This is a genomic window from Acidovorax sp. A79, assembly GCF_041154505.1.
In the GTDB taxonomy this organism is placed as follows: domain Bacteria; phylum Pseudomonadota; class Gammaproteobacteria; order Burkholderiales; family Burkholderiaceae_C; genus Acidovorax.
This window is the reverse complement of sequence record NZ_AP028672.1, coordinates 1,333,464-1,346,245: the sequence shown is the minus strand read 5'-3', so window position 1 is coordinate 1,346,245 and position 12,782 is coordinate 1,333,464. Positions and strand designations below refer to the sequence as shown.

Here is a 12,782-nt window from a genome sequence, read left to right as displayed (position 1 = left end):
AGGAGAGGGAATACATCATGGTGAAAGTCCATCGCGTGGCCAGCCGGTCGCGCCAGCGCGGATTGTCTTTTTTTGGTCTGGTCTTCATTGGTGTCCTGGCTGTGGCCGTTTTCGCCATTGGCGGCCAGTCGGTTCCCATTTTTCTTGAATATGTGGCCATTAAGAAAGCCGTTGAAAAGGCCAAAGTAGAAAGCTCCGTAGCTGGTGTTCGGGCGGCTTTTGACCGTGCGGCGGCGATTGATGACATTACCTCGATCCGGGGTATTGACCTGGAGGTGGGCAAGCGTGGCGACAAGGTCGTGGTGTCCTATAAGTACTCCCGCGAAATCGCGCTGGCGGGCCCGGCCTATCTTGTCTACCGCTTTGAAGGACAGACCAACTAGTGCACGCCGGCCTTCAAGCGCTGCAGTCCCGCCTGCAGCATGTTTTTTCCGATCCATCCCTTCTCCAGCGCGCCACCACGCACCGCAGTTTTTCGGCCGATCACAATGAGCGGCTGGAGTTCCTGGGGGACTCCGTGCTGAATCTCGCGGTCGCGAGCCTGCTGTACCAGCGGCTGTCGGCCCTGCCGGAGGGGGATCTGTCCCGTGTCCGTGCCAACCTCGTCAAGCAGGACACCCTGCACCATCTGGCGCTGGGCCTCAAGATTTCCGAGGTGCTGCGCCTGGGTGAAGGCGAGTCCAAATCCGGCGGCCAGCAGCGGCCGTCCATCCTGGCCGATGCGCTGGAGGCGCTCATCGGCGCGGTGTACCTTGACGCGGGGTATGGCAACGCGGAGGCGCTGGTGCACCGCCTGTTCCAGGGTGTCGAGATCAACCCGCAGATGCAGGCGGCGTCCAAGGATGCCAAAACCGCGTTGCAGGAGTGGCTCCAGGGCCGCAAAATGAAGCTGCCGCAGTACCGCGTGGTGGCGACGGTCGGGGCGGCGCACCGCCAGACCTTCGATGTCGAATGCGACATTCCCGAGTTGGGCCTGACCGAGCGTGGCATCGGCGGCTCCCGCCGGGCAGGCGAGCAGGCCGCAGCGGTGGCCATGCTGGCCACATTGAAAGCAAAGAATCTATGAATGATGCTACCAAAGATGTAGCTGGTGACGAAGGTGCAGCAAGCGCAGGGGCGCAAAATGACCTGGAGGCCATGCTCGCGGCGGCGGGCGCCCCCGCAGCCGTCCCCGGCCAGCGCTGCGGCGTGATCGCCATTGTGGGCAAGCCCAACGTGGGCAAGTCCACGCTGCTCAATGCGCTGGTGGGGCAAAAGATCAGCATCACCTCGCGCAAGGCGCAGACCACGCGCCACCGCATCACCGGCATCCGCACCCGCGAGCAGACGCAGTTCATTTTCGTGGACACGCCGGGCTTCCAGACGCGCCACGCCACCGCGCTCAACAAGTCCCTGAACAAGACCGTGATGGGGGCGATCGGCGACGTGGACCTGATCCTGTTCGTGGTGGAGGCCGGCAACTTCACGCTGGCCGATGCCAAGGTACTCTCGCTGTTCAAGCCCGGCATTCCCACGCTCCTGGTGGCGAACAAGCTCGACATGGTGCACCGCCGCGCGGAGATCGCGCCCTGGCTCAAGAGCATGCAGGAGCGCCATCCGTTCACCGAATTCGTGCCCATGTCGGCCAAGAACAAGGGCGACATCGAGCGCCTTTTCGGCATCTGCGAAAAATACCTGCCCGAGCAGGGCTGGTGGTACGGCGAGGACGAACTGACCGACCGCAGCGAGAAATTCCTGGCCTCCGAAACCGTGCGCGAAAAGCTGTTCCGCTTCACCGGGGATGAACTGCCCTACACCTCCACCGTCGTCATCGACAAGTTCGAGGAAGAGGCGAGCAAGCAGCACAAGCGACTGGTCAAGATCGCCGCCACCATCGTGGTGGAGCGGGACAACCACAAGATGATGGTCATCGGCGACAAGGGTGAGCGGCTCAAGCGCATCGGTACCGAGGCGCGGCAGGAGCTGGAAAAGCTCATGGATGCCAAGGTGTTCCTGGAGCTGTGGGTCAAGGTCCGCTCCGGCTGGGCTGACGATGAAGCCCGGGTGCGTTCCTTCGGCTACGAGTAAGTGCATGCCATCAGCGCCCGCTGCCCGCCGGGTGGCCGGCGTTGATTGAGCCGCCGCCACACTCCATCCTCACGCCTATCCCTGCGACCCCCACGTGGCTGCCGCCAAGCGTATCTCCGATGAACCTGCCTTCGTGCTGCACAGCTACGACTGGAGCGAGTCCAGCCTGATCCTGGAGGTCTTCAGCCGCCACTACGGCCGCGTCGCCCTGGTGGCCAAGGGCGCGAAGAAGCCCAGCTCCAACTTCCGCCCGGTGCTGCTGCCGCTGCAGCCCCTGCTGCTGACCTACACCCTGGCCGGCAATGGCGACGCGGACATCCACGCGCTCAAGGGCGCCGAGTGGGTGGGTGGCCACGTGATGCCCACGGGCGACGCCCTGCTGTCGGGCCTGTACCTCAACGAACTGCTGCTGCGCCTGCTGGCCCGCGCGGACCCGCACGCCGCGCTGTTCGACGCCTACGCGGGCGTGGTGCGGGTGCTGGCCAGCGAGCATGGCGACGCCCTGGAGCCCGTGCTGCGCAGTTTCGAACTGCTGCTGCTGCGCGAGATCGGCCTGTTGCCGAGCCTCGACGTCCAGACCATGACCCTGGCCCCTCTGCAGGCCGGCACGCGCTACACGCTGGTCCCCGAAGCGGGCCTGCGCGCTGCCTCGGCGGCCGAGCGGGGCGGGCTGCCGGGCAGCCAGTGGCAGGCATTGCAGCGGGCGCTGGACGATGCCGCCAGCTATACCGCCACACTGCGGGCCTGCGTTGCCGTCTCGGCCGAACTCAAGCCCCAGCTGCGTGCCCTGCTGCAATACCATTGCGGCAGCCCAACGCTGCGCACCCGCCAGCTCATGATCGACCTGCAGGCCCTATGAACCAGCCACACCGCCCTCCGCACCCGACCACCGCCCTGTCGGTGAACGTCAACAAGGTCGCCCTGGTGCGCAACACGCGCCACCTGGGCATTCCGAGCGTCACGCGCGCGGCCGAGCTGTGCCTGCGGGCGGGCGCGCAGGGCATCACCGTGCATCCCCGGCCCGACGAGCGGCACATCCGCGGCCAGGACGTGTTCGAGCTGGCCGCCTTGATGAAGGCCTGGCCTGATCGCGAATACAACATCGAAGGCAACCCGTCGCAGAACCTGATGGACTTCATCCGCCAGGTGCGCCCCCACCAGGCGACCTTCGTGCCCGACAGCGAAGACCAGTTCACCAGCGACCACGGCTGGAGCTTTCCGCAGGATGCCGGGCGCCTGGCGCCTCTGATCGCCGAGTGCAAGGCACTGGGTGTGCGCGTGAGCCTGTTCATGGACCCGGTGCCGGAGCAGATGGCCGCCGCCAGGGCGGTGGGCGCCGACCGGGTGGAGCTGTACACCGAGCCCTATGCCGCCGCCTGGGGCACCCCGCAGCAGGAGGTTGAGCTAAAACGCTACGCCGCGGCCGCCCAGGCCGCGCTGGATGCGGGCCTGGGCGTGAATGCGGGCCACGACCTCAACCGCGACAACCTCACCGCCTTCGTGCGCGGCGTGCCCGGCGTGCTGGAGGTCTCGATTGGGCATGCACTGATCGCCGACGCGCTGGAGCTGGGCTACGCCGCCACGGTGTTGGCCTACCTGGGCTGCATCCGGTCGGGTTTTGCGGCACAGGCAGATAACTCCTGATTTGATAGCTGCTTGCGCTTGATGAATAAGCGCTGGCGGCTGATTTGACTCAAAAAAAAGACCATGATCTACGGCATCGGCACCGACATCTGCGACGTGCGCCGCATCGCGGCCAGCCTGGAGCGCCACGGCGAACGCTTTGCCCAGAAGGTGCTGGCCGACGGCGAACTGGCCACCTGGCGCGAGAGGAGCAGCCGCTGGCCCGACCGGGGCCTGCGCTACCTGGCCACGCGCTTTTCCGCCAAGGAAGCCTTCAGCAAAGCCATTGGCCTGGGCATGCGCATGCCCATGACCTGGCGCCACTGCGAGGTCGCCAAGCTGCCATCCGGCCAGCCAGTCATCGTGCTGCACGGCGCGCTCAAGGAATGGTTCGAGGTCCGGGGGCTGCAGGCGCACCTGAGCGTGACCGACGAGACCGACTACGCCGCCAGTTTCTGCGTGGTCGAGAGGGCTGAAGAAAAATCGGCCTCCAGCGCTTGATTGGCAAGCGCTGATAGCTATTATTTGCATAGCAAAATCATTCTTGAAACCCATGACCGAACACGCACCCCTCATCCTCGACGTGGCTGGCAAAGAGCTGACCAGCGCTGACCGCCGCCGCCTCGCGCACCCGCTGACCGGCGGCATCATCCTGTTTGCCCGCAACTGGGAGAACCGCGCGCAGCTGCTGCAGCTCACGAGCAGCATCAAGGCCGTGCGCGACGACCTGCTGATCTGCGTGGACCACGAAGGCGGCCGCGTGCAGCGCTTTCGCACCGATGGCTTTACGCACCTGCCGCCCATGCGTGCGCTGGGTGATATGTGGATGGACGACGGCAAAGGCGCCAAGGCCGTGCCCGGCAGCGGCGCGCTGCGTGCGACCAATGCGGCCACGGCGGCGGGCTATGTGCTGGGCGCCGAGCTGCGCGCCTGCGGTGTGGACTTCAGCTTCACGCCCGTGCTCGACCTCGATTGGGGTGAAAGCGGTGTGATCGGCGACCGCGCCTTTCACCGCGACCCGCGCGTGGTGGCGCTGCTCGCCAAGAGCCTCATGCATGGTCTGCTGCAGGCCGGCATGGCCAACTGCGGCAAGCACTTCCCTGGGCACGGCTTCGTCAAGGCCGACTCGCACACCGAGGTACCCGTGGACAAGCGCAGCCTCAAGGCCATCCTGGCCGACGACGCCGCCCCGTACCCCTGGCTCAGCAGCACGCTCACCAGCGTGATGCCGGCCCATGTGATCTACCCCAAGGTCGACAGCCGCCCCGCAGGTTTCTCGCAGCGCTGGCTGCAGGACATCCTGCGCCGCCAGATGCGCTTTGATGGCGCGATCTTCAGCGACGACCTCAGCATGGAAGGCGCCCGCCGCCTGGACGGCCAGGTGGTCGGCTACACCGATGCGGCCGTGGCGGCGCTCCAGGCCGGCTGCGACCTCGTGCTGCTGTGCAACCAGAGCGTGGGCGATGGCCGCGCGGTGGATGAACTCATCGCCGGCCTGGACCAGGCCCGCGCCCAGGGCCGCTGGCAGCCGAGCGTGGACAGCGAGTCCCGCCGCCTGGCGCTGCTGCCCGAAACCTTGCCCCAGGCGTGGGACGAGCTGATGTACCAGCCCGCCTACCTGCAGGCGCTCGACCTGCTGCCCTGACGCAGAGCAACCGCTTGCGCGCGGCCCGGCGCAGGGCCGTGCCGCGCCCGGTTGGTTGCGCTATGGCGTGTTGAAAGGCCCGGGCGTGACCGGTGGCGGGGCCGCCGGCGCACTTTCCGCGGCATGCGCAGCGCTGGCGGGGGGCGCGGGCGGCGGTGGCACCCCCTGGAATCTGCGCACCACCCGCTGAAACACCAACGCATTCGGAATCTGCAGCCAGGCCACCTGGCCCGCTGCTGCGCCATGGTCCTCCAGCGTGGTGTACAGCAGGTTGATGTCCACCACCCGGCCCTTGGCGCCCGGTTTCTCCGCGGTGTCCAGCACCTCGATGTAGTCGCCGATGCGAAAGGGCCGTACCGTGAAGATGAGCAGCGCGCAGAACAGGTTGGAGAGCACGCTCCACGCGGCAAAGAACGCCACGGCGCCCACCGTGGCGAAGCCCGTGAATGCCGTCCAGAGCACGGTGGCGGACACTCCCATGCGCTCGAGCACCAGCAGCAGGGCGCCCGCCACGATGAACCAGCGGATGAGCCCGTTCATGGGCACGACCAGCTCGTCGGGCACCTGGTAGTGCGCACTGGCGCGGCGCACGATGCGGCGCAGCATGCGCTGCAGCAGCCAGGCGACAAACAGGATCAGCAGGATCTGCGTGCCGGGGATGATGACTTCCAGCCAGTCCTGCACCCAGTCGGGCAGGCGGGCCTTCAGGATTTGCATGCGCGAAACGGCGGTGCGCGCGCTGCGCTCGGTGGCGTCGAACGAGAAGGCGGAAAAGAAACTCAATTGCGCAATTGCTCCACGGTGTCCATCTGCATTTCAAAGCTGAAGAAGCGGTTGCGGCCCTGGGCCTTGGCGGCATACAGGGCCTGGTCGGCCCGCATGATCATGCTTTCGGCATTGGTGCTGTCGTCGGGCACGCAGGTGGTGATGCCACCCGACAGTGTCAGGATGCTGCCCAGTGGCGAATCCGCATGCGGTATGGCGCGGACCTTGAGCAGCTGCGCCAATGCCCTTGCAAAGGTCATCGCGCCCGAGCGCGGCGTGTTCGGCAGGATGAGTGCGAATTCCTCGCCGCCATAGCGCGAAGCCACATCCCGGGGGCGCACGCAGACCTCGCGCAGCAGGCGGCCCACCTCTTTCAGGCAGGCATCGCCCTGCACATGCCCGCTGGCATCGTTGAAGAGCTTGAAGTGGTCCAGGTCGCACAGCATCAGCGTGAGCGGCGTGGCATCGCGGCGTGCGGCCAGGATCTCGTTGTGCAGGATGCGGTCGAAGCCGCGGCGGTTGACCAGGCCGGTCAGCGCGTCGACCTCGACCATTTCGTTGAGGCGCTGGTTGGCCAGGTGCAGCTCGGCCGATACCGACACGAGCCTGCGGCGCATGTCCAGCAGCCGCCGCATGGCCCGCAGCTTGGCCATCAGCACGATGGGCCTCACGGGCTTGACCAGGTAGTCATCGCCCCCCACTTCGATGCCGCGCCACACGTCGAGCTCGTTGTCCAGGCCCGACAGGAAGATGATGGGCGTCCAGTCGCCGGCCTCGCTCTCGCGCATCTGCTGCGCCACCCAATAGCCATCCTTGCCGGGCAGCTTGATGTCCAGCAGCACCAGGTCGGGCCGGTGGGCCTTGAACAGGTGCAGTGCCGCGCTGCCCTCCGGGGCCTCGAAGATGGCGGACACGCCCGCGCGCCGCAGTTCGGCCACCAGCGCGGCCCGCACGGAGCCCTGGTCCTCGACCACCAGCACCGAAAAGCCTGCGCCCGCGGGCAGTGGCGCGTTGGCCGGATAAGGGGCGGTGCTGGAGATGAATGGCACGGTGGCTCCTGGTGTGTCCTGTGAAACGGCGCGATCAGGCGGACGTGGCGGCCGGGCGCTGCGGATGCGGTCTCAGGACTCCCGGCGCAGCGCTGGGAAAAGAATCACGTCGCGGATGCTGGGGCTGTCGGTCAGCAGCATCATGAGGCGGTCGATGCCGATGCCGCAACCCCCCGTGGGGGGCATGCCGTATTCCAGCGCCCGCACGAAGTCATGGTCGTAGAACATGGCCTCGTCGTCGCCGCTGTCCTTGGCGGCCACCTGGGCATGGAAACGCGCGGCCTGGTCTTCGGCATCGTTCAGCTCGCTGAAGCCGTTGCCGAACTCGCGGCCCGTGATGTACAGCTCGAAACGCTCGGTGACCTCGGGGCGGGCATCGTTGGCGCGTGCCAGTGGCGAGATCTCGGTCGGGTGCTCCATGATGAACGTCGGCTGCCAGAGCTTGTCTTCCACCGTTTCTTCGAAATACAGCACCTGCAGGCTGGCCAGCGTGCGTGCCGAGAGCTTGTCCTTCTCCTCGGTCATGCCCAGCTTCTTGAGCGCGCTGACCAGCCACGCGGCATCGTCCACGTGGGCGCCGGCTTCGGTGTACTGGAAGATCGCTTCGCGGATGGTCAGGCGCGCGAACGGCTGCGTCAGGTCCACGGCGCGGCCCTGGTAGGTCATTTGCAGCGAGCCCGTGGCCTTGAGCGCCACTTCGCGGATCAGCGTCTCGGTGAAGTCCATCAGGTCCAGGTAGTTCCAGTACGCCGCGTAGAACTCCATCATGGTGAACTCGGGGTTGTGGCGCACCGAGATGCCCTCGTTGCGGTAGCTGCGGTTGATCTCGAACACCCGCTCGAAACCGCCCACGATCAGGCGCTTCAGGTACAGCTCGGGCGCGATGCGCAGGTACATCTCCTGCTCCAGCGCGTTGTGGTGCGTGACGAACGGCTTGGCATTGGCGCCGCCCGGGATGGGGTGCAGCATGGGCGTTTCGACTTCAAGGAAGCCGTGGCCCACCATGAACTCGCGCAGGCCGCTCACCGCCTTGCTGCGCGCCATGAAGCGCTTGCGGGCCTGCTCGTCGGTGATCAGGTCCACATAGCGCTGGCGGTACTTCTGCTCCTGATCGGCCATGCCGTGGAACTTGTCGGGCAGGGGGCGCAGGCTCTTGGTCAAGAGGCGCAGGCCGGTCACCTTGACCGACAGCTCGCCCGTCTTGGTCTTCATGAGCGTGCCTTCGGCGCCCACGATGTCGCCCAGGTCCCAGTGCTTGAAGGCGGCATACAGCTCTTCGCCCACGGCGTCGCGGGTCACGTAAAGCTGGATGCGCCCGCCCACGTCGCCCAGCGAACCATCCTGCACCGTGGCAAAACTGGCCTTGCCCATGACGCGCTTGAGCATCATGCGGCCGGCCACCGAGACGTTCACCGGCGTGGCTTCCAGGGCCTCGTTCGTGGCAGCGCTGTGCTCCAGGTGCAACTGGGCGGCCTTGTGGCCGGGCTTGAAGTTGTTGGGGAAGGCAACACCACCGCCGTTGGCCTGGGCCTCGCGCAGAGCGCGGAGCTTTTCGCGGCGCTCGGCGATGAGCTGGTTTTCGTCCTGGGGAGCGGGGGCGTGGTTTTGGTCTGACATAGGTGCCGTCGGTGCGGGGGCGTGAAATTTTGGGGCTGGGTTCAGCCAAACCCCTGATTTTATCGGCTACGGGGTGCCGACTGGTCCTTATCCCCTGGACGGACGGTCGCTCCACAGCGCGGATGCCGTTCCGGCGATGATCTTCAGGTCGGTCCAGAGCGTGTGCGAGCGGGCGTAGTCGGCGGCGTAGCGGAGCTTGACGGGCAGGATCTGCTCCACGTAAGTGCGCTCCGGATCGCCGCTCTGGCCCAGCAAGGTGCTTTCGTCGCGGAATTCGATGGAGGCGCGGTCTGTGATGCCCGGCCGCACGCTGAGCACCAGTTCCCGCACGGAATCCGGGTAGAGCGCGACATAGTGCGGCACCTCAGGCCGGGGGCCGACGAGGCTCATGTGGCCCAGCAGCACGTTGAAAAGCTGGGGCAATTCATCGATCTTGGTGCGCCGCAGCCAGTGGCCAGCCCGGGTAATGCGGGCATCCGCCCCCACGGTAATCGCCGGGCCCAAGGCTTCGGCGCGCGGGTGCATGGTGCGGAACTTGTAGATGCGGAACAACCTGCCTGCGCGGCCCACGCGTTGCTGGCGAAAGAATGCTGGACCGGGCGAATCCCACACCACCCACAGTGCCACGGCCAGCAGCACGGGGGCGAGCAGCAGCAAGCCGAGGGCAGCAAAGAAAAGGTCGAACAGCCGCTTGGGCATGTCAGCGCAGCACCTCGTGCAGCGCTGCAATCACGCGGTCCTGGTCGCTGTGACTCATGGCGGTGAACAAGGGGATGCTGATCATGGCCTGGTAGGCTGCATCGGCCTGGGGGAACATGGCGGGCGTCAATTGGTACCGGTCGCGCCAGTACGGGTGCCGGTGCAGCGGCACATAGTGCACGCTGGTGCCGATGCCCCTGTCCGACAGTGCCTGGATGACCTCGTCACGCCCCAGTGGCGCGTCCGCCCGCAGCCGGATGACATAGAGGTGCCACGCATGGGTGTCGCCTGGTGGCGCAGTGGCTGGCAAGGTCAGGGGCAGGGGCGCCAGCTGTTCGTGGTAGCGGATTGCCAGGTCTTGCCGTCGCTGCACGAATTGCGGCAGCCGCGCCAGTTGCTCCACGCCCATGGCGGCTGCAACGTCCGTCATGTTGTACTTGAATCCCGGAGCCACCACCTCGTAGTACCAGGCGGGCGTCTTGGAGGTGAAGCGGTCGAAGGCATCCCGGTTCATGCCGTGCAGGCGCATCACGCGCATGCGCTTGGCGAGCTCCGGGTCGCGCGTCACCGCCATGCCGCCTTCTCCGGTGGTGATGGTCTTGTTGGCGTAGAAGCTGAACACCGTGACATCGGACTGCAGTTGTCCCACCAGGGTGCCGCGCCAGGTGGTGGGCAAGGCATGGGCTGCGTCTTCCACCACCTTGAGCTGGTGTTCTTTGGCGATGGACAGGATGGCGTCCATGTCGCAGGCCAGGCCCCCGTAGTGCACGGGCATGATGGCTTTTGTTCGGGGCGTGATGGCGGCGCGCACCTTGGCCGGGTCGATGTTGAGGGTCACCGGGTCCACATCCACCAGTACCGGTTCGGCGCCCAGGTAGCGCACCACCTCCACGGTGGCGGTGAAGGTCAGTGTGGGCGCGATCACCTCGTCGCCGGGGCCGATGCCGAGTGCTTCCAGCGCAAGGTGCAGACCGGCGGTAGCCGAATTGACGGCCACGCCGTGGAGTCCGCCGCCGAGGTAGTCAACAAAAGCCTGTTCAAACTGGCGCGTGACAGGGCCTGTGGTGACCCAGCCGGAGCGCATGGCCTCCGTCACCGCAGCGATCTCGGCGTCGCCGATGTCGGGGCGGGCAAAGGGCAAGAAGGGCTGGATCATGGTTTAGCTATCCAGCAAAGGATGTGTGTGCGCAGCCATGGCAGGCTGTTGAACAAGGTGTGAAGCATCGGATGGATGGGCGCTACGCGACGCGCTATTGGCGGAGCCAGTGTGACACGCCGCGCGGTGATGGTAGCTTGTGGGAATAGCGCTTTCACGCGCTGCAGTGGCATGCCACGCACGTCGGGATTGCGCGGGTTGTTGAGTGTGAAGTCGTACCAAAGCACGGCACCGCCTGGTCTGAGCCACTTCCACAAGGTGGTGGCCATTTGCTGCTGGAACTGATCATCCAACAGCGAAGAAAAAACCGTGGAAACCAGAATCACATCCTGAGATTCGGCAGCAATGGGAGCCAGCAGCGCATCGCCCTCAAGTAGTTCCAGCGCCTGCGGAAGAGCTTGGCGTGCCTGGCGGCAGCGGTCAGGCAGTAACTCAATGCCGCAGAGATGCTGCGGTGCGAAGCCCATGCGCAAGAGCTCCAACAAGTTGCCGCCGGTGCCGCACCCAACCTCCAGTAGGCGCGGCGCCGCCAAGTCGGTCATGCCATGTTGGCTGAACATCTTCAGCATGGCGCGTTGCCGCTCCTGAACACCCAAATAGACTTCAGGACGCAAGAAGCTGTACCGCCCGTCATTTTGGGCGCGACGGGCATATCGCTTGGTGACTGCACTGGGTTCGTCCGACGGAGTCATTCCATGGCCTTCAGAAATTTTTGAGCCAGCGCTGGGTAGGCGTGATGAGCCAACACAAATGCCCGCCCCCGCTGGCCCATGCCGTGGCGCTGTTGCGCCGTGGCCGCTGCGAGTTGGCGCAAGCCCTGGGCCACGGCCTGGGGCGACTCGGGCGCCACAGTCAGCCCGCAGCCTGCCTCTGCCACGGGGTCATTGCCCGCTTCTACCGAGTGCAAAACAGCGCAGCCCGCCATCATGTAGTCCATGAGTTTGTTGGGGGCAATGCCGAACCGATACAGTGGGCTGCGCCGCCAGCCAATGTAGGCAATATCAAACTGTGCCAACAGGGCCGGTATCTGTGTTTTAGGAATTGGGTCAAACAGCGCGACGTTATCCAAACGCTCGCTCTGCACCCGTTGTGCCAGCCGGGCCTTTTCATGGCCGCTGCCCACCAACACAAAAGAGAGAGGTGCATTGCGTAGCAGCACGGCAGCATCCAGAAGCACATCCATCGCATTGGGCAGCCCGTGCGAGCCAGCGTAGCCGACGATGGTTCTGTCTGCTTTTTTCAGTGCATTCAGGTAATCCGCCAGTGGGCCCACCAACGGCCTTGGTAAGTCGGGCCATTCTTCTGGCGATACACCATTGGGCACAATGTGGAGCTTGTGAAGGTCCAACCCATGCTGGGCCATATGCTCTGTCACCTTGGGCAGCATGGACACCACACAATCTGCATCACGGTAGGCGTCGTTCTCTGCCTTTTGGCACAACAGGATGAAGGGGTGCCACCAGGGCATGCCTGAAAGCTCCATGGGCGATGCTGGCCAGAGGTCGTGCACCTCATAAATCAGCTTTGCATTCGCCAGCCGTGCAATGCGCCTTGCAATCCAGATGTCCATGGGGTAGGTGCTGGATGCAATCACCGCATTGGGCTTGCACTCGGCCACTAGTGCGGGCGCCATTTGCCACACTTGGCGTAGAAAACTCCAGATGTTCTTTACCCGGCCCAGTCCGTTGCCTCGATAGGCTGGGGTGGGTAGCCAACGGTAAGCAATGCCGTCCACTTCATCTCGTGCCTTGTGCGGCTGCCGGGCACGTACGTGCGAGAAGTTGGCGGCAACGATTGTGACCTCATGGCCGGCCCGCACCCATTCGCGCGCTAGGTAGTAGGGGCGGTATTCCATTCCCAGTGATGGCGTGCCGGCGTAGTGATTGACGTAGAGGATGTTCACTTACACAGGTCCGCGTACAAGTGCTGCACGATGCGCGATGCGGCATCCGCATCCCCCTCGCCATAAGGGCGAATGTCTAAGACCTGAGTACCCACCACCTGAAGCACTGCCATGCCGACAGCCCTCGGTGAAAGCGACGGGGCCAAGCGATTCCAGCCCGACTCCATGTAGGTATTTCCCTGCAATGCCACGCTTTTCTTGATGAATTGTGGGCAGCCGCTCCGGCTGGGGAGAATTTTTTTCATGGTGAACTACGAG

General features: G+C 65.1%; 15 protein-coding genes. 7 read left to right on the top strand and 8 right to left on the bottom strand.

The genetic code is table 11. The features are described 5' to 3' along the window. The first annotated feature begins 17 nt into the window (after positions 1-17). The 7 genes from ACAM51_RS06080 to nagZ all read left to right on the top strand — a co-directional run bounded on the left by ACAM51_RS06080 (position 18) and on the right by nagZ (position 5,335). The gene (locus ACAM51_RS06080; RefSeq protein ID WP_369643003.1) at positions 18-383 is read left to right on the top strand and encodes a DUF4845 domain-containing protein; all 366 of its coding nucleotides are present in this window, start codon (positions 18-20) and stop codon (positions 381-383) included. Further along, positions 383-1,066: a ribonuclease III gene (gene rnc / locus ACAM51_RS06075; RefSeq protein ID WP_369643002.1), complete on the top strand. Its 684-nt coding sequence runs from the start codon at positions 383-385 to the stop codon at positions 1,064-1,066. Before ACAM51_RS06080 ends, rnc begins: the two co-directional genes overlap by 1 nt. Next, on the top strand, positions 1,063-2,067 hold the full coding sequence (gene era / locus ACAM51_RS06070) for a GTPase Era (protein ID WP_218295590.1): 1,005 nt from the start codon (positions 1,063-1,065) through the stop codon (positions 2,065-2,067). The genes rnc and era overlap by 4 nt, the downstream gene beginning before the upstream one ends. A 94-nt stretch (positions 2,068-2,161) precedes the next feature. Beyond that, positions 2,162-2,926, top strand: a complete 765-nt coding sequence (gene recO, locus ACAM51_RS06065; RefSeq protein WP_369643001.1) for a DNA repair protein RecO — start codon at positions 2,162-2,164, stop codon at positions 2,924-2,926. After that, the gene (locus tag ACAM51_RS06060; RefSeq protein ID WP_369643000.1) at positions 2,923-3,711 is read left to right on the top strand and encodes a pyridoxine 5'-phosphate synthase; all 789 of its coding nucleotides are present in this window, start codon (positions 2,923-2,925) and stop codon (positions 3,709-3,711) included. The genes recO and ACAM51_RS06060 overlap by 4 nt, the downstream gene beginning before the upstream one ends. Positions 3,712-3,774: 63 nt before the next feature. Further along, positions 3,775-4,191, top strand: a complete 417-nt coding sequence (acpS, locus tag ACAM51_RS06055; protein WP_218295587.1) for a holo-ACP synthase — start codon at positions 3,775-3,777, stop codon at positions 4,189-4,191. Positions 4,192-4,243: 52 nt separating this feature from the next. Next, on the top strand, positions 4,244-5,335 hold the full coding sequence (nagZ, locus tag ACAM51_RS06050) for a beta-N-acetylhexosaminidase (RefSeq protein WP_218340110.1): 1,092 nt from the start codon (positions 4,244-4,246) through the stop codon (positions 5,333-5,335). Between the two features lie 60 nt (positions 5,336-5,395). Here the strand turns inward: nagZ and ACAM51_RS06045 are convergent, their stop codons facing one another. The 8 genes from ACAM51_RS06045 to ACAM51_RS06010 all read right to left on the bottom strand — a co-directional run bounded on the left by ACAM51_RS06045 (position 5,396) and on the right by ACAM51_RS06010 (position 12,769). Next, on the bottom strand, positions 5,396-6,052 hold the full coding sequence (locus ACAM51_RS06045) for a mechanosensitive ion channel family protein (protein WP_218295818.1): 657 nt from the start codon (positions 6,050-6,052) through the stop codon (positions 5,396-5,398). A 62-nt stretch (positions 6,053-6,114) separates the two neighbouring features. Beyond that, positions 6,115-7,140, bottom strand: coding sequence for a diguanylate cyclase (locus ACAM51_RS06040; protein ID WP_369643777.1), 1,026 nt, complete (start codon positions 7,138-7,140; stop codon positions 6,115-6,117). A gap of 81 nt (positions 7,141-7,221) precedes the next feature. Next, positions 7,222-8,766, bottom strand: a complete 1,545-nt coding sequence (gene lysS / locus ACAM51_RS06035; protein ID WP_218295584.1) for a lysine--tRNA ligase — start codon at positions 8,764-8,766, stop codon at positions 7,222-7,224. A gap of 87 nt (positions 8,767-8,853) precedes the next feature. Further along, positions 8,854-9,465, bottom strand: a complete 612-nt coding sequence (locus ACAM51_RS06030; protein WP_218295583.1) for a sugar transferase — start codon at positions 9,463-9,465, stop codon at positions 8,854-8,856. Between the two features lies 1 nt (position 9,466). Then, entirely contained in the window at positions 9,467-10,621 is a 1,155-nt protein-coding gene (locus tag ACAM51_RS06025; protein WP_369642999.1) for a DegT/DnrJ/EryC1/StrS family aminotransferase, read from the bottom strand. Continuing rightward, positions 10,618-11,313 (bottom strand): class I SAM-dependent methyltransferase, encoded by a 696-nt coding sequence (locus ACAM51_RS06020; protein ID WP_369642998.1) that lies wholly within the window; start codon positions 11,311-11,313, stop codon positions 10,618-10,620. The genes ACAM51_RS06025 and ACAM51_RS06020 overlap by 4 nt, the downstream gene beginning before the upstream one ends. After that, entirely contained in the window at positions 11,310-12,524 is a 1,215-nt protein-coding gene (locus ACAM51_RS06015) for a glycosyltransferase family 4 protein (protein WP_369642997.1), read from the bottom strand. Before ACAM51_RS06015 ends, ACAM51_RS06020 begins: the two co-directional genes overlap by 4 nt. Next, on the bottom strand, positions 12,521-12,769 hold the full coding sequence (locus tag ACAM51_RS06010; RefSeq protein ID WP_369642996.1) for a hypothetical protein: 249 nt from the start codon (positions 12,767-12,769) through the stop codon (positions 12,521-12,523). The genes ACAM51_RS06015 and ACAM51_RS06010 overlap by 4 nt, the downstream gene beginning before the upstream one ends. Positions 12,770-12,782 lie beyond the last annotated feature (13 nt).